The organism is Tabrizicola sp. BL-A-41-H6 (assembly GCF_050632395.1).
Classification (GTDB): Bacteria; Pseudomonadota; Alphaproteobacteria; order Rhodobacterales; family Rhodobacteraceae; genus JAUYQR01.
Window position 1 is genome coordinate 1,225,405 of the sequence record NZ_CP192600.1, and the last position, 18,060, is coordinate 1,243,464.

The window sequence follows — 18,060 nt, forward strand, 5'->3', positions numbered from 1 at the left end:
GGTTTCCGATCCGGCTTGACAGGCGATGTTAACGATAACATAAACTGGAGAAACGGCGCTTGTCGAGAGCGAACTGAAAGGAAGCACACCTTGGGATACAGGCTTTTCGATCTGACAGGGCGGCGGGCGCTGGTGACCGGGTCTTCGCAAGGCATCGGCTTTGCCTTGGCCGAAGGTCTGGCCGCTGCTGGTGCGCAGGTGGTGCTGAACGGTCGGGATGCGGCCAAGCTTGCCGCCGCCGCCGCGCGCATTCCGGGGGCGGATGCGCTGGTCTTTGACGCGACCGACCACGACGGCGTCCGCGCCGCAGTGGATGCCTATGAGGCCACCGGCAAACCCATCGACATTCTGGTGAACAATGCAGGCATGCAGCACCGCGCGCCGTTGGAGGATTTCCCCGCCGACGCGTTCGAGCGGCTTTTGCAGACCAACATCGCCTCGGTCTTTCATGTCGGGCAGGCGGTCGCGCGCCACATGATCGCACGCGGGCGGGGCAAGATCATCAACATCGGCTCGGTGCAAACCGCCCTCGCACGTCCCTCCATCGCGCCTTATACGGCTACGAAAGGGGCCGTCGGCAACCTGACCAAAGGCATGGCGACGGACTGGGCGAAATACGGGCTGAACTGCAATGCCATTGCGCCCGGCTACTTCGATACACCGCTGAACGCTGCCCTTGTGGCCGACCCGACCTTTTCGGCATGGCTGGAAAAGCGCACCCCCGCCGGCCGCTGGGGTCGGGTGGAGGAGTTGCAGGGTGCGTGCATCTTTCTGGCATCGGACGCCGCCAGCTTCGTCAACGGCCATATTCTGTTTGTCGATGGCGGCATCACGGCCTCGCTATGACCCATCGCATCGTCGTGATGGGCGTGTCGGGGTGCGGCAAATCCTCGGTTGGCGAAGGGTTGGCGGCGCGCCTTGGCATTCCCTACCGCGATGGCGACGACCTGCATCCACCATCGAATGTCCAGAAGATGCGCGCCGGAGTGCCACTGACCGATGACGACCGCTGGCCGTGGCTTGACCGGGTGGCGCAGGTGCTGGCGACCGAGGCGCCCGTCATCGTCGGCTGCTCTGCCCTGCGCCGCACCTACCGCGACCGTCTGCGCGCCGGTGCGGGCGGGCCGATACGTTTCATCCACCTCACCGGCAGCCGTAATGTGATCGCAGGGCGTATGGCTGCCCGCACCGGCCATTACATGCCGCCCAGCCTGCTTGACAGCCAGTTCGCGGCCCTTGAGGTTCCGGGCCCCGACGAGGCGCTGGCCATCGACATTGACCAGCCGCTGGATGCCATCATCACCGCAGCCGCTGAAGGACTTACCTCATGACCGAAAAGATCGCCCTGATCGGTGCAGGCGCTATGGGCGGCGCGATTGGCGCACGTTTGGTTGCAACCGGAACCCAGCTTTCGGTCTTTGACCTCGACCCGGCCAAGGTCGCGCCCCTCGTCACCGCCGGGGCCAAAGCCGCACCCTCCGCCGCGGTAGCGGCAGCAGGCGTCCGCGCGGTCATCCTGTCGCTGAATGCCGCCCATATCGTCCGCGCCGCCGTTTTTGGCCCGGGCGGTGTTGCCGAGGGTGCCAGCCCCGGCACTCTGATAATCGACATGTCCTCGATCGACCCCGAGGCGACCAGGACGCTTGCCGCCGATGCCGCCGCAACGGGCCTGCATTGGGTGGACAGCCCCTTGTCCGGCGGCATCCCCAAGGCCGCGACGGGTGAGTTGACGCTGATGCAGGGCGGGACGCCCGAGGCTGTGGCCGTCGCGCAGGCGATCCTCGTACGCGTCGCCTCGAACCAGACGCGGATGGGTGGGCCGGGTGCCGGCCAGACCACCAAGCTGATCAATCAGGTGCTCTGCGGTCTTGGCTTTCTCGCCGTCGCCGAGGCGACCGCTTTGGCCGAGGCCGCCGGGGTGGACGTCTGCAGGATACCCCAGGCCCTCAAGGGTGGCCGCGCCGACAGCGCCATCTTGCAGGAATACATGCCCCGCTTCGCTGCCCGCGACTATCGCCGAACGGGACGGATCGACAACATGGTCAAGGACCTGAACGGCGCTGCCGATCTTGCCCGCCTGACCCACACGCCAATGCCCCTGACCGCCGTTTGTGCCGAGGTTCACCGGATGCTGACCGCCGCCGGGCTTGGCGGCGAGGATCAGGCCGCGCTGATGGAATTCTTCTCCGTCAAGAAAAGTATCTGAGGACCGTGAAAGGACCTTTCTGAATGATCACCCGTTATGCCCTTTTCGAAGGCACCGTCGCCCCCGGCCAGACCGAAGCCTTCCGCGCCGCTGTTCTGGCCGAGATTGTGCCGGTGTGGCGTCGCTTTCCCGGCGCGCTGGCTATCCACGTCACCTTCGCCGACGATCGTGACGCGGGCGCGCCGGAATATCCGCTGATTCTGGCCATCGACTGGCCCGACAGCGCCACCGTGAATGCCTTTCTCGATCACCCGATCCGCATGGAAGGCCGCGCTGCAACCGAAGGGGTCCTATCCCGCTTCTTTACCGGGCGCATCCACCACCACGTCACCACCGCCCTCAGCTTCGATCCAACCTGACCCCGCAAAGCTGGATTTCCATGCGCGGTAACGATAACAAGGGCCCATGAACACCGCCCGCAAGTCCCCGACTATGGCCGATGTCGCCCGCCTTGCCGGGGTCTCGCCAATGACGGTCAGCCGGGCCTTCAAGACCGACAGTTCAGTCAGCGAGGCCACCCGCGATGCCATCCTGAAGGCGGCAGACAACCTTGGCTATGTGTTCGACAGCACGGCTTCCAGCCTTCGCTCGCAGCGGACGGACTTCATTGCGGTCACCATCCCCTCGATCAACAACGCCAACTTCGCCGAAACCGTGCGCGGGCTTTCCGAGGGGTTGAAGCCGCGCGGGCTGCAAATCCTTCTGGGCTATACCGACTACGACATGGCCGAGGAGGAACGTCTGATCGAACAGTTCCTGCGCCGCCGCCCCGAGGCGATCGTCGTCACCGGTGGCCGGCACACCCCGCGCGCCCGGCGGATGCTGGAAAACGCAGGCATCCCGGTGATCGAGACCTGGGACCTGCCCGAGGACCCCATCGGCCATGTCATCGGCTTTTCCAATGCCAGCGCCGTGCGCGGCATGGTCGATCATTTTGTGGCCCGGGGGCTGAAGCGCATCGCCTTCATTGGCGGCGACACGACCCGTGACACCCGCGGCGCCGACCGCCGCGCGGGGTTCATCGCCGCGATGCAGGCGCATGGATTGGACGCGACCCGGTTGATCGCTGCGGGCGTGCCTCCCATCTCCATGCGGGAAGGGGCGGGGGCGATGGGCCGTCTCCTTGAAACCCTCCCAGATACCCAGGCGGTCATCTGCGTCTCCGACCTATCAGCCTTCGGTGCCCTGACCGAATGCCAAAGACGCGGAGTCGATGTTCCAGGACGAATATGGATCGCAGGCTTTGGAGATTACGAGATCGCCGGCATCGCCGTCCCTGCGCTGACCACGATCAATCCCTTCCCACGCGACATCGGCACACGCACGGCCGAACTTATCCTTGATGTGCTGAATGGCCGCCAGAACAAGCCTGGTCGTATTGCCATTTCGCCAGAGCTCCTGATCCGGCAATCCACCGGCTGACCAGATTAGTGTCGGATCTGCGAACCTGACAAATCCAAGTGGACGCCGAACGACCGTTCTCCGCCGCCGCGATGACAATCATCTGGACGCCACAACGGGCAGTTTCGAATAACCAGTACTGTATTTCGTCGTTGTCGCGGCAGCGGTGATGAAGACCTTTAGCGGACGGAAGCGGTTGAATCTCGTGGGATGAAAACCGAGCTGAACTTCTGGCGAGGCTCTGGGACGGGCTTTCCCTTGAGCCGCAGGATAAGCGCTTCGGCAGCACATTGGCCCTGATGCATGCCATCGACGCGCACTGTCGTCAGCGGTGGGGCGACATAGCCTGCAAAGGGCAGATCGTCGAAGCCGACAACCGAGACATTCCGCGGAACCGACAAGCCAAGGCTGGCAAGTGCGCCGATCACGCCCAAAGCGATCGTGTCGTTTCCGGCGAAGATTGCCGTGATGTCAGGGCGGGCAGCCATCAGTGCGACCGTGGCCTTGAACCCGCTTTCGGCGCTGAAATCGCCCGACACGATTGCAGTGTCGTCAAGCGCGATGCCGTCATCGGCAAGAAAGCTCCGCAACTCGGACAAGCGCATGTCGGCCGCCGAAAACCCGGGCGGCGAGAACGGGATGCTTCCGATCCTGCGGTGGCCCAGAGCCACGACATGCGCGACAGCGTCGCGAAGGCCTTCGGTGCTGGGCGTATCGACCGAGATCTCCCTCGGATGGCCGATTGACCCCAAAAGAACAATGGGGAAATCGGATTCGATCAGCTCGATCAGGTTGGCATCGTCCTTGCGCGGGCTGAGCAGCAGAAGGCCGTCGATGCGGCGGGATTCCACAAGGTCAGTGTATGGGTTCTTGCCCCGGGTGCGCGACAGGGTTTCCAGCAAAAGGTGATAGCCCTTGCGCCGCAGCACGCTGCCCACGCCGTTGAAGAGAAGCGGAATATACCCGTCAACTGACAGCGACCGGCTTTCCGTCACCACCAGCCCGACGGTTTCGGTGACCCCGCTTTTCAGCATCCGGGCGGCCGAATTGGGGCGGTAGCCAAGATCGGCGGCGACGGCCTCGACCCGCTTGCGCGTGTCTTCGCCGATCACGGCAGAATTCGACCGGTTCAGGACGATCGACACGGTCGTGCGCGACACACCGGCCGCGCGGGCAACGTCATGGCTTGTCACCCTGCTTCGTGTCATGCTGCCTGCCCTTTACGTCACTAACACGATTAGCCTTTGAAGAATCTGTTGACAAGCGTCGCCCCGCGCGTCTAGCTGAAACGATTACTAACACGTGTTAGTTAAGTCCGCCACAAGGTCGGACGCCTGGGAGGGCAAGGATGCAAAAGCTGGTTAGACCGCCTTCGGCGGGTCAAAGGCGCCTGTCGATGCGCCAGCGCGAGGCGTTGATGGGCTATGCCTTCATCGCTCCGGCGCTAATCGGTCTGGCTGTGTTCTATGTCCTGCCTACCCTGCGCGCCGCCGAAATCAGCCTGACCGACTGGAACCTTTTGCGTGAGCCGCGCTTTGTGGGGCTGTCCAATTACACACAACTCTGGTCCGACGGCACCTTTTGGGAAAGCCTGCGGCTGACGCTGGTTTACGTGGTTTACAACATCCCTGTGCAGACGGGACTGGCGCTTTTCATTGCGGTGCTGGCCGACCGTCTGGCGCGGCAGGTCTGGGTGCGGGCGGTGATCATTGCGCCCTATCTGATTTCCAACGTGGTGGCAGCACTGATCTGGCTGTTGATGCTTGATCCGCTGATCGGGATGACGAATGTCTTTCTGGAAGCCATCGGGGTGGCCAAGCAGTCTTTCCTTGCGTCAGCCGATCAAGCCCTGATCTCGGTTGCCGGAATCAACATCTGGCGGCACGTGGGGTTCACAGCGCTTCTCTTCTATGCCGGGCTACAGGCAATCCCTCGCGATCTTTATGAGGCCGCACGGCTGGACGGCGCGCGGGAATGGCAGATGTTCCGCACGATCACACTGCCGCTTTTGCGCCCGGTGATGGTCTTTGTGCTGGTCACCTCGGTCATCGGGTCATTCCAGATCTTTGACACCATCGCCGTCACAACGGCCGGCGGGCCTGCCGGATCGACCAAGGTGGTGATGTTCTACATCTACGAGACGGCTTTCAAGTTCTCGAAGATGGGCCTCGCCTCGGCGATGTCGATGGTGCTGTTCTTCATCCTGATCGCGGTAACGCTTGTGCAGATGCGCGTGATGCGATCCGGCCAGTCGGACCTTGGGTGATGGCGATGGCAAGACCGTCCCTCTCTCGCATTGCCGGATATGCAGCCCTTCTGGTCCTGGCCGCCATTTCGCTGCTGCCGGTCTGGGTCGCGCTGAAAACCGCGTTGACCCTGCCGAACGACTTTTTCGCCAGCGCCTCGTCGCTCGTGCCGCCTAGCTTTACCTTGCAGAACTTCGCACGCGTCCTAGGGTTCAAGACGGATATCGTCCTGAACTCAGCGCAGGCGGCCCCCATCGACTTTGCGCTCGCGCTGCGCAATTCGGTGATCTACGCGGGACTTCTGGTCACGGGGCAGCTGTTCTTTTCCGCCCTAGCCGCCTATGCCTTTGCGCGGCTGCGCTTTCCGGGGCGCGATGTGCTGTTCGTGGCCTTCCTTTCGGCCACGATGATCCCGTCGATCGTGCTATTCATCCCGAATTTCGTGCTGATCCGCGAGCTTGGGCTGATCAACACTTTTGCAGGCATGGTGGCACCCAATATCCTGATGGTGCCCTTTGCCGTGTTTTTCCTGCGGCAGTTCTTCATCTCCAGCCCGAAAGAACTGGAAGAGGCCGCGCGGCTGGAGGGCCTGTCGCATTTCCAGATCTTCTGGCACATCGCCCTCCCGTTGCAGCGCGGGCCGATGGCGACGCTGGCGATCCTTTTGTCGATCAACGCGTGGAATGATTTCTTCTGGCCCTTCCTTGTCGGTCGCGACGAGAGCGTACGCCCGCTTGCGGTGGCACTGGCCGAGTTTCAGTCGCAGACCGGGCAAGCGCAGCCCGATTGGACCGGGCTGATGGCAGCGGTGATGCTGTCGATCATCCCCATACTGTTCCTGCTCGCCTTCTTTGGCCGGCGGATCGTGGAGTCGCTGCAGACCAGCGGCATGAAATGAGAACCCTGAAAAACCTGTGGAGGAGTTGACGATGGGACTGAAGACAATGAAATGGGCGCTTCTGGCCGGAACCGCGATTGCGGCTCCCGCCCAGGCGCAAGAGATCACCTACTGGATGTGGGACGGCAATCAGGCGCCGGTCTACCAGCAATGCGCAGATGCCTTCGCCGCGCAGAACCCCGGCATGAGTGTGAAGATCACGCAGGACGGCTGGGACAATTACTGGACCACACTGACCACCGGTTTCGTTTCGGGCACCGCGCCGGACGTCTTCGTGAACCACGTCAGCCGCTACCCGGAGTTCCTCGTCAATGGCGTGATGGAAGACCTGACCCCCCGCATCGCAGCTGACAGCTATGACATGTCGGGCTTCCTGCCTGGTCTGGCGCAGACCTGGAACAAGGACGAAAAGCAGTGGGGCATGCCCAAGGACTGGGACACCGTCGCCATCGTCTACAACGCTGACAAGCTGGCCGAAGCGGGCATGACGCCGGCTGATCTGGAGAACCTGACCTGGAACCCGCAGGATGGCGGCACCTGGGAAGAGACGATAGCCAAGCTGACTGTCGACAAGGCCGGCAAGCGCGGAAACGAAGAGGGTTTCGACAAGGCCAATGTCGCGAGCTACGGCTATGTCTCGTCGCCTCTGTCGGCATTCGGGCAGACCGAATGGTCATATCTCGCCGTGTCGAACGGCTTCAAATACATTGATCAGGCTTGGGGGTCGAAGTATTTCATAGACGATCCGAAACTGGCCGAAGCGATCAACTGGCTGCAGGACCTGTCCCTCGACAAGGGGCTGATGCCGTCGCAGGAAATGGTTGGCAAGCTGAACGCCTCGGGTCTGTTCTCGGCGGGTCAGGGCGCGATGGCGACCGACGGGTCGTGGATGATCGGGTCCTACCTCGACAACGCCAATTTCAAGGTCGGCTTCGCCCCGCTGCCCGCTGGCCCTGAAGGCCGCAAGTCGATGTTCAACGGTCTGGCAGATTCGATCTGGGCCGGTTCGCCGAACAAGGACGCCGCCTGGCAGTGGGTGAAGTTCCTCGGCTCGTCGGAGTGCCAAAGCATCGTCGGCAAGGCTGGCGTCGTATTCCCCGCACGGCCCGAAGCGGTTGAGCTTGCCATCGAAGCGCACAAGGCGCGCGGCGTGGACGTGTCGGCCTTCACCAAAGTGGCAGTCGCGGAATCGACCTTCTCCTTCCCGATGACCGAACGCGGCAACGAGGTGGACTCCCTCCTGAAAACCGCGCTCGACAAGGTGATGCTCGGCCAGGGTGAACCTGCCGAGATCCTGCCGGCTGTGAACGAAGAGATCAACGCGCTCTTCCAGTAACGACCGACAAAGGGGCGCAGGTGAATTGGTTTCCTCCCAGAATTCCTGTGCCCCGACTTCTCTTTCAATGCTCCCTCTCTGACTGACCAAAGGACCCTGCCATGTTTGCGCCCAAGATCACGCTTATCGGTGCCGGAAGCACCGTTTTCGCCAAGAACCTGATCGGTGACATCCTCAGCTATCCCGAGCTGGCGCAGGCACGTTTCAGCCTGTTCGACATCGACGCCAAGCGGCTTGCCGAATCCGAGATCATCGCCCGCCGGATCAACCAGGCCTTGGGCACCAGTGCGGTGATCGAGGCCACGACCGACCGCGCCCGCGCGCTGGATGGTGCCGATTTTGCCATCAACATGATCCAGGTCGGCGGCTACAAACCCGGCACCACGACCGATTTCGCCCTGCCCAAATCGGCCGGGCTAGAGCAGACGATTGCCGATACGCTGGGCATCGGCGGCATCATGCGCGGCTTGCGCACGATCCCGGTCCTCCTCGACATGGCGCATGACATGGAGCGGCTTTGCCCCGATGTCTGGCATCTGAACTACGTCAACCCAATGGCAATGAACTGCATGGGTCTGGCGCGCGGATCGAAGATCAAGACCGTCGGCCTGTGCCATTCCGTCCGCCACACCGCCGAGGAATTGTCGCGCGATATCGGCGTGCCGGTCGAGGATATCGACTATCAAGTCGCGGGCGTGAACCACGTGGCCTTCTACCTGAAATTCCGCCACCGCGATGGCACCGACCTTTACCCGCTGATCCGTCAGGTCATCGACGAGGACCGGATCCCCAACACCAACCGCGTGCGCTATGACGTCTTCAAGCGTTTCGGCTATTTCGTCACCGAAAGTTCTGAGCATTTCGCTGAATATGTGCCGTGGTACATCAAGAGCCACCGCCCCGACCTGATCCAGAAATTCAACATCCCGCTGGATGAATACCCGCGCCGCTGCGAAAGCCAGATCGTTGATTGGGCAACCATGTCGGCAGACCTTAAAGACACCTCCAAGCCGCTGGAGGTGCGCCGGTCGCCGGAATACGGGTCGGAGATCATCCATTCCATCGTGACGGGCACCCCGCGCGTGATCTACGGCAACATGCCCAACAACGGCTCTATCACCAACTTGCCGGCAGATGCCTGTGTCGAGGTGCCCTGTCTGGTAGACCGCCAAGGCGTGCAGCCGACCGTGGTGGGCGACATTCCGCTGCAACTGGCCTGCCTGATGCAGACCCAGATCAATGTGCAAAAGCTGACGGTCGAAGCCGTTCTTACCGGACGGCGCGACCATGTTCTGCATGCCGCGCTGCTTGATCCCCATACGGCGGCCGAGCTTGACACTCAGCAGATCGCCGAACTGGTCGAACGCCTGCTCGACGCGCATGGGGCTTTCATCCCGCAATCCTTGCGCGCAGCATGAGACAAGGGACATGACCGGACTCGACCTGAAGGACATCTCCAAGCGCTTCGGCGACACCTCTGTGATCCAAGGTGTGAACCTGACCGTCGAGCCCGGTGAGTTTTGTGTGTTCGTCGGCCCGTCGGGCTGCGGCAAATCCACCCTCTTGCGGATGATCGCGGGGCTGGAAGAGACGAGTTCAGGCACTATCGACATCGGCGGGCGGGACATGACACGTGTCGACCCCGCCGACCGCGGGGTGGCGATGGTGTTTCAATCCTACGCGCTTTACCCCCACCTGACAGTGGCCGAGAACATGGGCTATTCGCTGCGGATCGCCCGCAAGCCCAAGGCCGAGATCCGCGCCGCCGTGGATGAGGTGGCCGAAATACTAGAGCTTTCGGCTCTGCTTGACCGCAAGCCGCGCGCGCTGTCGGGCGGTCAGCGGCAGCGCGTTGCTATCGGGCGGGCTATCCTGCGCCAGCCTAGCCTTTTTCTCTTCGACGAGCCCTTGTCAAACCTCGACGCCGAGTTGCGCGTGTCGATGCGTGTCGAGATCGCCAAGCTGCACCGCCACCTTGGTGCAACGATGATCTATGTGACCCATGATCAGGTCGAAGCCATGACTTTGGCCGACCGGCTGGTCCTTCTGCGGGCAGGGCGGATCGAACAGCAGGGAAGGCCGCTCGATCTTTACAACGATCCCGACAACAGTTTTGTCGCAGGATTTTTGGGCAATCCACGGATGAATTTCCTGCCCGGCAAGATCATTGACCGTCGTCCTGACGGGGTTGTGGTTGAACTGAAGGACGCCGAGCAACCTTTCGACATACCCGTCGCCAAAACGGCGGCTAGCCAGGCGGCTCAGGTGGAAATCGGTATTCGTCCAGACTGGTTCACCTTGGCCGACGACGGAGAAGTCGAGCTTTTCGTGCGAGCGATCGAGAACCTTGGTTCAGAACAGGTGATCCACGCGCAGAGCCTCTCTGGCGTTGCGGTGACCGTAGTCTTGCATGACAGTTCTGAAACCAGAATAGGGTCCGGCCACAAGATCCGCGTGACATTCGATGCAGCTAAAGCTCTGCTTTTCAATCTCAACGGCGACAGATTGCGGTGACGCCAGCCAAGTTGCGGTTTCGCGGTTTTCTTCGCAAGCACCTGCCGACCTTTTTGATCGAAGCAAAAGCGTTCGGCATGCCGTCCTTGAACGACCGCTAATGAAATGTGCCGACTGCTTCATCGGCGGTGGTAGCCTTCAAGGCTTCCACTGCCCAGAAGGAGAAGCACCATGACTTCCAAGATCAGACAGGATTCTGTCGCTGCAAGTGTTATCGGGATCGACATCGGCAAGTAGGTTTTCCACCTCGTCGGTTTCAGCGCCGATGGCCGACTGGTTCTGCGACAGAAGATCAAGCGCCTTGCCCTTGAGGCGACTTTCAATAAGCTCCCACCGTGCTTCGTCGGGATGGAAGCGTGTCTCAGCGCGCATTTTGTCAGCCGAACCCTGCGGGGCATGGGCTTCGAGCCGAGGATTATTCCAGCGATCTACGTGAAGCCTTTCAACAAGGGCCAGAAGAACGATTACAATGACGCGGAGGCAATCGCAGAAGCAGCGTTGCGTCCGAACCTGCGCACCGTGTCAGAAAAGAGCCATGACCAGCTGGACCTGCAGGCACTGCACCGCGTCCGGTCGCGGCTGGTGTCTCGCCGCACGGCAACCATCAATCAGATCAGAGCCTTTCTGATCGAACAAGGCATCACGATCCGGAAGGGTCTGCGCGCCGTTCAGAACTCGCTTCTGGCTCTTCTGGACGAACGCCGGGACGAGATCTCACCGAGGATGAGAGACATCATCCTTGATATGCATGACGACTGGATGCGCCTCGATACCCGGATCGAAGCGATCTCCCAGGAAATCGCAGAGATCGGGCAAGGCGAGGCCCACTGCCGGGCGTTGAGGACCATTCACGGCGTGGGCCCGGTGATCTCCACAGCCCTTGTCGCTGCGGTTGGTCAGGGCGAAGCCTTCGATCATGGAAGAGATATGGCGGCCTGGGTCGGGTTGGTGCCCCGACAATACAGCACAGGAGGGCGCACGACGCTTGGCCGGATCTCGAAACGGGGAAGCCGATATCTGCGAACACTCCTCATCCAGGCTGCCAAGATCATCCTGATGCGTCCGAAGAAATGGCCAGAATTGAGCTTTGGGGCGTGGCTGGCCGAAGCCGACCAGCGCATGCATAGGAACAAGTTGGCTGTGGCTCTGGCCAACAAACTGGTCCGCATCGCCTGGGCGGTCCTACGCTATGGACGGGGCTTCGATGCCCCAAGAGATACGGTTGCCGAAGCGATCTGACGCCAGGCAATCGCACAGAGGTTCGCGAGGGAGCAAAGCATGGGACGGATGAATTACGCACCGGGAATCTGAGGGCGGAAATGGCTCATCGTCAGCCTGTCCGCTAATGAGATCAATGTGCGTGCGTATATCCAACAAGGTCACGGCCCGTGCGCCGAAACGCAGACCGGATACATATCAGCGATATCTGCAACCACGCCAAAAGCTCTTGCGAACAGCAGTCGGCACATACATTCCGCCCAAAGCATAAGTCAGGGCGGTTACGGCCAAAAGCGGTCACTCGAAATGCTTGAAACGACGCCAGACCTCGTGAGTTGAGCAGTTGCTGGTCAATTGTGCAGCACATCGTCCCGAAGTTGTCTCGACTGGGGGCGAATGTGTTGGTCAAATTTCTCGGTCTGATACTGCTTTGTGCGTCGCTCGGTATCTTCCGGGCCTGATCCTTAACCGCTGGTAGAACGCGTCCGAGAAGTGCGCCGTGCTTCTGTAGCCACTGGCGTCGCTGATGTCGGACAGCTGGCGCGATGTTGACCGCAACAGACCTGCCGCATGGTCCAGCCTGATCCGCGCGGACAGCTTACCTGGCGCGCAGTTGAACGCGGCATGTGTCAGTCGCGACAAGGTCCTCGGCGACACGGCGATGCCGGCGCAGACCATGGGCAACGGGCGGGGGGTGGATAGGGTCTGCTCGATCACCTGGATGTAGCGGACAAGCCGCGGGTCAAGGTCTTCGATCGACCCCTGCAACCCGATAGAGGCAATGAACGTCTCGGAGCGTTCGGGTTTTAGCAGGACATGACGACGGACATTCTGGGCGATGGCCGGATCAACAGGCATGCGACAACAGGTCCAGCATCAGATCGGTGACGGCATCGCCACCGACGCAGGTGACGACCCGCTGGTCGGTCACGAAGGGCTGCAACGTGAAGTCGGTGTCGGGGAAGGCCGTCTGCACTGCGGAAAGTTGCGCCGGATGCGCCGTGGCCCGTCGCGCCGCAAGCAGGCCCGCCTTACCAAGCGTGAAGACACTGGTGCCCAACCCGATCACCCAGCCGCCGTGCTGGTGGCAGGATCTGAAATGTTTCAGCAGACTGGGGGAGACCGCCGCCGGGCGAGGATTTGGGCCCCGCAGGAACTTTGGACCAGGCCAGAGGCAGCGGCGGCAGTCACCGCCTCGACCTGAACGGCGCTTCCGGTGTCATGGGCCATGCGGATCAGGTCGCGCGCGATGCCGTAGCCGAACAGCGAAAAGCAATTTTGAACGACAATACGGCACGCGGCCGGTGCGACATTGGCAAGATTCCGCATCTTGTTGGCAAAATAGCATATGGCCGGCGATGCGTGATCTGCAAGTCTTTGGCTGGCGTCCAAAGGAGGGTTTCTGGAACATACGGCGCATTCTGGGGTGGGACGGATATGGCAAGGGGCTGCGGCGCGCCTTTGAAAGCTTTACCAGCGACACCGGCATTGCCGTGTCATTCCACAGCGTCCGCAATCAGGACGAGATGCACCACGTGGCCGGGACCGAGGCCTTCAATGTCGCTTGCCCGACGACCGACAGGCTGGCCAGCTGGCTGGACAGCAGCCTGATCGCCCCGCTGGACGAAGACCGCATTGGCTTTTCCCGGATCGACCCTACCTTTCACGCCGACGCGCAGACGGTCATTCATGAAAGGCGCTATGGCTCGCCGAACATCTGGGGGGGGGTGCCGGGATTGGGCACCATACGGACAGCGCCCCGCTGGACCCTGCCGGGGTCGGCCTGATGACCCTGTTCGATCCGGCCTATGCCGGTCGTCTGGCGTTGCGCGAGGACACGGCTTTTGTCGCTGCAGGCCGGGCGCTTGAGGCGTCAGGGCGGCTGCCTTTCCCGTTCGACGACTCTTATCGCTCCGAACACAGGATGATCGCCAACCACGACTTCATTGGCGCGTTTCTAGCCGATCACGCGGCCCATGTCGCCCGGTTCTGGTTCAGCGAGGATGAAGGGATGGAGGCATTCTGGTCTGCCCCCTGAAAAGTGGTCCTCCCTGAGGTATGGCTTACGAGCCATTTGGAGGATGCAGGAATGCCCCAGAAGAAGCACAAGCCGGAGGAGATCGTCGCAAAGCTGCGGCAGGTCGACGTGTTGGTGTCGCAAGGCCATTCGGTTTCCGAAGCCGTGCGCTCGATCGGCGTGACGCAGTTCACCTACTATCGGTGGCGCAAGGAGTTCGGCGGGCTGAAGAATCACCAGGTGAAGCGGCTGAAGGAGCTCGAGAAGGATCGAGCCATTGAGGCGCCATTGGTTCGAGCCCAATGGCGAGGGAGCGACTTCGGAAGGCGGTCTCCGACCTGACGCTCGAGAAGCTCATCCTGCGGGAGGCAGCATCGGGAACCGAAGGTCCGCGTAGCGAAACTACTGAGCCCCGCCCTCCGCCGTGCTTGCATCGAACATGTCAGGCAGAAGTTCCGGATCTCGGAACGGTTCGCCTGTCGTGTCCTCGGGCAGCATCGCTCGACACAGCGGAAGATGCCGCAGGGCCGGGCCGACGAGGAGGCTCTCACCGCGGACATCATCGCGCTCGCCAGCCAGTTTGGTCGCTACGGCTACCGCCGGATCACGGCTCTTCTACGCGAGGCGGGCTGGGCGGTGAATGTGAAGCGGGTCGAGCGCATCTGGCGGCGGGAGGGGCTGAAGGTGCCTGCAAAACAACCGAAGAAGGGCCGGCTCTGGCTGAATGATGGGTCCTGCATCCGTCTTCGGCCAGAGCGTCCGAACCACGTCTGGTCCTACGACTTCGTTGAAAGCCGAACTCATGATGGAAGGAAGTTCCGCATGCTCAACCTCATCGACGAGTTCACCCGGGAGTGCCTGGCAATCCGGATCGACAGGAGGCTCCGATCGACCGACGTCATCGACGTCTTGTCCGATCTCTTCATCCTGCGCGGCGTGCCGGATCACATACGGTCCGACAACGGCCCGGAGTTCATTGCCAAAGCTGTAAGGGACTGGACGCCGCCGTCGGCGCAAAGACCGCCTATATCGAGCCTGGCAGCCCTTGGGAGAACGGCATCTGCGAGAGCTTCAACTCGAAACTCAGGGACGAGCTGCTCAACGGGGAGATCTTCCACAGCCTCGCCGAGGCGAAGATCATCATCGAAAGCTGGCGCCGCCACTACAACACAAAGCGCCCGCACTCATCACTGGGGTATCGCCCGCCAGCTCCCGAGGTCATCCAATGGCCGGCTTCGCCATCCGGAGCCGCTCCGCCGGCCACCCCGGCTGTAGCGCCAAGACCCGTCATGCACTAAGACTGTAACCGGACCACTCGATCGGGGCAGGCCAGCTCAAGATCTTGCTTTGGCCAGGATTTAATTCAGTTTCGGGCGCAAAACTGCGTCCACTTGACCAGGTATCGTTCAGACATCCGCTCAGTTCGCTTGATGCCCTGAACGCATCAATCGTTCGCAGGCGGTCACTTATGATACAGTTCGCCATAGATACGATTTTCGGCGTCGCGCAGGGCCTGCCGAGGTTGTTTTCCGTTGAAGACAGCGTCGTGAATTTCCGTTCCCAAGACCGTCTCGATGTAGCTGAATTCCTTGATCGGCGGCCGGGCCCAGGTGACGAGTTGGTTCCTGCGGGCAAGTTGATCGACCATGCTGACAATTGGCGACGAGGCCAGCGCTTCGGGGTCTGCGCAGACCGAAAAGCGCGGCGCCACGGGAAATCCGTTCTTAACATGCGCCTTCATTGCCTCGGGTGAAACCATCCAGGCAAGTGCGTTCATGATCTGGCGCTGCCGGGCCGGTGGAACACGGGCGGGAATGGTCATGAGGAAACCCCCGACGGGTGCTGCGACCTGATGCATCCTTCGGGACGGTGGCGGAAGATATGCGACGCGGCGCGCCACTTGCGAGCTGAGTTCGTGTTCGAAGCGCGCGGCACGCATCGTCCAGCAATAGGCCAGCCCGACCTGGCCATACATGAAGTAGCTCAGCCCGCGTTCCCAATCCACCTTGGCGATGTCAGGCGGCGAAACCTCGGCCAGTTGCTTCATGTATTCAATGACATCGAGCGAATCGTCAGTGTTGATCTGCAGCTTAAGTTTTTCGAAGCGGTCGAAGGTCCAGCTTTCCCGATTGTGCATCGGGATGTCGATGATGGTCTTCTGGCAGGCGGCCAGAAAGAACATGAAGGAATTGGCGATGGGCATCCCGCGCTGGCCGTTCCAGGCAATACCGTAGAATTCGTTCGCCGGGCGGTGCAGGGCGCGGGCGGCGGCGATGGTTTCATCGAAAGTGCGGGGATAGGTCAGGCTGCGATCTTCAAAGAGGTCGCGGCGGGCGGCCAGGATTTCGATCGTGCAATAAAGCGGGATTCCGTACTGGGTACCCTTCCAGTTTCCGGTGCCCCAGACCGAAGGATGGAAATCCAGCGGATTGATCGCAGCGTCGTTCAGCAGTTCATCCAAGGGGGCCAGGCAGCCTTTTTCGGCGAATTCGCCAAGCCAGGGCATGTTGAGGGCCACGACGTCATGGTCCGGTATTGGTGCTGCAAATGCCTTGTGGGCATTTGTGTAGAGGTCGGGTAGCCGGTGCAGCTGAAAGCTGCTTTTGCGGCTGAGGTCGTTCCTGAAATCAGACCACATGTTTCGCATTGCGGAAAAGTAGTTGTCGTCGTTCAGAAGGAACCGGATGTCGCCCGGCACCTTGACGGCAATATCGTCGCCCCGGACGGGAGAGATGATCTGTGCGGCAAAGTAGCTGCCGCCGAAGTAGTATTCGTTCGCCTCCGTCCCCTTGCGCAGCCCGAAGGTCTTGGCGAGGTGGCCTTTTACATGGGTGGCATAGTCCATGAAGCTGTGCAGCAAGGCATCGGTCGGTTCAAGAAAGTGGGTCTTGAGACCGCCCCCACGCGGCACCTGACGGATCTGATCGTCGGCGATCATCTTGGTAATCATCCGGTTCCCGGTGCTGTAGGGCACGCCTGCCAGCGTCACCAGACCGGATTTGTCGATCGGTCGGCGGTGCAGGTGGGCATCGACCAGTTCCAGCACGATGTTCCAGAACACATCCTTCGTCGCCCCCGGCACGCCGACGTCGAAGGGTGCGCGCAGCTTGCGCAGGAAATCGACGATGCGCGAAAGCTCGTGGCTGGTGAGCTCGGAAACGGGGGCGCTGGACGTGGTCATCTGTTGCACGGACGAAACCCTGCTAGGCCGAGATGTCGGCCTGCCATTTCACCAAAGCGAAGAAATCCTGATTGCGCAACCCTGAATTGGCGGCGGCACGATAGAGTTCAAGGATCAGCCCGGCCGTCAAAAGCGGCACGCCATTCGCGCGTCCTGCATCGCTGATCAGGCTGAAATCCTTGATCATCTGTTCGATCGTGAACGCCGGGCTGTAATCTGCTCTGACCACCGCGTCGGCCTTGTATTTGAAAAGGGGGGACGCGACGGCGCTTTCGCAGATCACCTCCATCATGCTGGAACGAGAAAGCCCGCCGCTTTCACCCAAGGCCACTGCCTCGGCCAGAATGGCGGAACTGGCGCCCACAAGGGTGTTGATCACCAATTTCATGTAACGGGCCTCTTCGCCCGCACCAAGGTAGAATTGCCGTGCCGACAGCAACCGGATGGTCGGCAGGACGTTCCCCCAAGCCTGTTCATCGCCCGAGGCAAGCACCGTAAGGGCGGCTTTTTCTGCAAGGGCGGTGCTGCCGGAAAGGGGTGCCCGTAGATAGGCGATCCCGCAATCGTTGAGCGCAGTGGCGATTTCGGCCGAACACTCGGGCGATACGGTGCTCATCTCGACGAAGATCGAGCCGCGCGTCATGTGATGGACGAGACCTGTTGTGCCGGGTGCGCCAAGCACGACCTCGCGCAGCACCTTGTCGTTGGGCAGAGTGGAGAAGACGATGCCATTCTGGCTGTGCAGATCAAGCGTGCTTGCGTTGACCGCACCGGCGCGTTCGAGGCCGGAGACGGCCTGTGTGTCAGGTTCAGTGACGGCAACCGTGAGTCCTGCTGCCAGAAGGTTGCGGATCATCGGCGCGCCCATCTTGCCAGCTCCGATCCAACCGATTCCCCGACCACCCGATTGCGCGCGCGTTGTTTGTGCCGAGTTCGCTTGCATGCCGAATTCCACCCCTCGCTCCGCCACCGACTGTAAATCGCCGGAGCGGTGGTGGTTGGGGTAATTTATTCGGATCGGCTAAATTTCATCAGACCGGTGG

17 protein-coding genes and 2 pseudogenes are annotated in these 18,060 nt (G+C 61.4%); 14 read left to right on the forward strand and 5 right to left on the reverse strand.

Features of this window, described 5'->3' with window-relative positions:
* Nucleotides 1-90: 90 nt before the first annotated feature.
* From ACROUL_RS06100 to ACROUL_RS06120, 5 genes are read left to right on the forward strand one after another with little or no spacing between them, the layout of a single operon-like run.
* Nucleotides 91-846 (forward strand): SDR family oxidoreductase, encoded by a 756-nt coding sequence (locus ACROUL_RS06100; RefSeq protein ID WP_431298628.1) that lies wholly within the window; start codon nucleotides 91-93, stop codon nucleotides 844-846.
* Nucleotides 843-1,331 (forward strand): gluconokinase, encoded by a 489-nt coding sequence (locus ACROUL_RS06105; protein ID WP_431298629.1) that lies wholly within the window; start codon nucleotides 843-845, stop codon nucleotides 1,329-1,331. Before ACROUL_RS06100 ends, ACROUL_RS06105 begins: the two co-directional genes overlap by 4 nt.
* Entirely contained in the window at nucleotides 1,328-2,206 is an 879-nt protein-coding gene (locus tag ACROUL_RS06110; RefSeq protein WP_431298630.1) for an NAD(P)-dependent oxidoreductase, read from the forward strand. Before ACROUL_RS06105 ends, ACROUL_RS06110 begins: the two co-directional genes overlap by 4 nt.
* A gap of 23 nt (nucleotides 2,207-2,229) precedes the next feature.
* Nucleotides 2,230-2,565 (forward strand): hypothetical protein, encoded by a 336-nt coding sequence (locus ACROUL_RS06115; protein WP_431298631.1) that lies wholly within the window; start codon nucleotides 2,230-2,232, stop codon nucleotides 2,563-2,565.
* 46 nt (nucleotides 2,566-2,611) lie between these two features.
* A complete protein-coding gene (locus tag ACROUL_RS06120) occupies nucleotides 2,612-3,628 on the forward strand; it encodes a LacI family DNA-binding transcriptional regulator (RefSeq protein WP_431298632.1) in 1,017 nt (338 codons plus the stop codon).
* A 158-nt stretch (nucleotides 3,629-3,786) separates the two neighbouring features.
* Here ACROUL_RS06120 and ACROUL_RS06125 read toward each other — a convergent pair whose 3' ends face one another.
* Nucleotides 3,787-4,815 (reverse strand): LacI family DNA-binding transcriptional regulator, encoded by a 1,029-nt coding sequence (locus tag ACROUL_RS06125; RefSeq protein WP_431298633.1) that lies wholly within the window; start codon nucleotides 4,813-4,815, stop codon nucleotides 3,787-3,789.
* Between the two features lie 140 nt (nucleotides 4,816-4,955).
* Here ACROUL_RS06125 and ACROUL_RS06130 point away from each other — a divergent pair, with 140 nt between their 5' ends.
* From ACROUL_RS06130 to ACROUL_RS06155, 6 genes and pseudogenes are all read left to right on the forward strand, one after another.
* Nucleotides 4,956-5,873 (forward strand): carbohydrate ABC transporter permease, encoded by a 918-nt coding sequence (locus ACROUL_RS06130; protein ID WP_431298634.1) that lies wholly within the window; start codon nucleotides 4,956-4,958, stop codon nucleotides 5,871-5,873.
* 5 nt (nucleotides 5,874-5,878) lie between these two features.
* A complete protein-coding gene (locus tag ACROUL_RS06135) occupies nucleotides 5,879-6,751 on the forward strand; it encodes a carbohydrate ABC transporter permease (protein ID WP_431298635.1) in 873 nt (290 codons plus the stop codon).
* Nucleotides 6,752-6,782: 31 nt separating this feature from the next.
* Nucleotides 6,783-8,087, forward strand: a complete 1,305-nt coding sequence (locus ACROUL_RS06140) for an ABC transporter substrate-binding protein (RefSeq protein ID WP_431298636.1) — start codon at nucleotides 6,783-6,785, stop codon at nucleotides 8,085-8,087.
* 101 nt (nucleotides 8,088-8,188) lie between these two features.
* On the forward strand, nucleotides 8,189-9,505 hold the full coding sequence (locus ACROUL_RS06145) for an alpha-glucosidase/alpha-galactosidase (protein WP_431298637.1): 1,317 nt from the start codon (nucleotides 8,189-8,191) through the stop codon (nucleotides 9,503-9,505).
* Nucleotides 9,506-9,515: 10 nt separating this feature from the next.
* Complete coding sequence (locus ACROUL_RS06150; protein WP_431298638.1) at nucleotides 9,516-10,601, forward strand: ABC transporter ATP-binding protein; 1,086 nt, start codon at nucleotides 9,516-9,518, stop codon at nucleotides 10,599-10,601.
* 171 nt (nucleotides 10,602-10,772) lie between these two features.
* Nucleotides 10,773-11,840, forward strand: a pseudogene (locus tag ACROUL_RS06155) (IS110 family transposase).
* A gap of 384 nt (nucleotides 11,841-12,224) precedes the next feature.
* Here ACROUL_RS06155 and ACROUL_RS06160 read toward each other — a convergent pair.
* The gene (locus ACROUL_RS06160) at nucleotides 12,225-12,677 is read right to left on the reverse strand and encodes a helix-turn-helix domain-containing protein (RefSeq protein ID WP_431298639.1); all 453 of its coding nucleotides are present in this window, start codon (nucleotides 12,675-12,677) and stop codon (nucleotides 12,225-12,227) included.
* A complete protein-coding gene (locus ACROUL_RS06165) occupies nucleotides 12,667-12,972 on the reverse strand; it encodes a DJ-1/PfpI family protein (protein WP_431301254.1) in 306 nt (101 codons plus the stop codon). The genes ACROUL_RS06160 and ACROUL_RS06165 overlap by 11 nt, the downstream gene beginning before the upstream one ends.
* Nucleotides 12,973-13,177: 205 nt before the next feature.
* Between ACROUL_RS06165 and ACROUL_RS06170 the strand changes: the two genes are divergently transcribed.
* The 3 genes and pseudogenes from ACROUL_RS06170 to ACROUL_RS06180 all read left to right on the forward strand — a co-directional run bounded on the left by ACROUL_RS06170 (nucleotide 13,178) and on the right by ACROUL_RS06180 (nucleotide 15,134).
* On the forward strand, nucleotides 13,178-13,606 hold the full coding sequence (locus ACROUL_RS06170; RefSeq protein ID WP_431298640.1) for a hypothetical protein: 429 nt from the start codon (nucleotides 13,178-13,180) through the stop codon (nucleotides 13,604-13,606).
* A complete protein-coding gene (locus ACROUL_RS06175; RefSeq protein ID WP_431298641.1) occupies nucleotides 13,606-13,857 on the forward strand; it encodes a hypothetical protein in 252 nt (83 codons plus the stop codon). The genes ACROUL_RS06170 and ACROUL_RS06175 overlap by 1 nt, the downstream gene beginning before the upstream one ends.
* Nucleotides 13,858-13,908: 51 nt before the next feature.
* Nucleotides 13,909-15,134: pseudogene (locus ACROUL_RS06180) on the forward strand (IS3 family transposase).
* A 164-nt stretch (nucleotides 15,135-15,298) separates the two neighbouring features.
* On the opposite strand, the gene ACROUL_RS06185 reads toward ACROUL_RS06180, so the two are convergent.
* The gene (locus ACROUL_RS06185) at nucleotides 15,299-17,017 is read right to left on the reverse strand and encodes an ABC transporter substrate-binding protein (protein ID WP_431301255.1); all 1,719 of its coding nucleotides are present in this window, start codon (nucleotides 17,015-17,017) and stop codon (nucleotides 15,299-15,301) included.
* Nucleotides 17,018-17,039: 22 nt separating this feature from the next.
* A complete protein-coding gene (locus tag ACROUL_RS06190) occupies nucleotides 17,040-17,960 on the reverse strand; it encodes an NAD(P)-dependent oxidoreductase (protein ID WP_431298642.1) in 921 nt (306 codons plus the stop codon).
* Nucleotides 17,961-18,060: the final 100 nt, after the last annotated feature.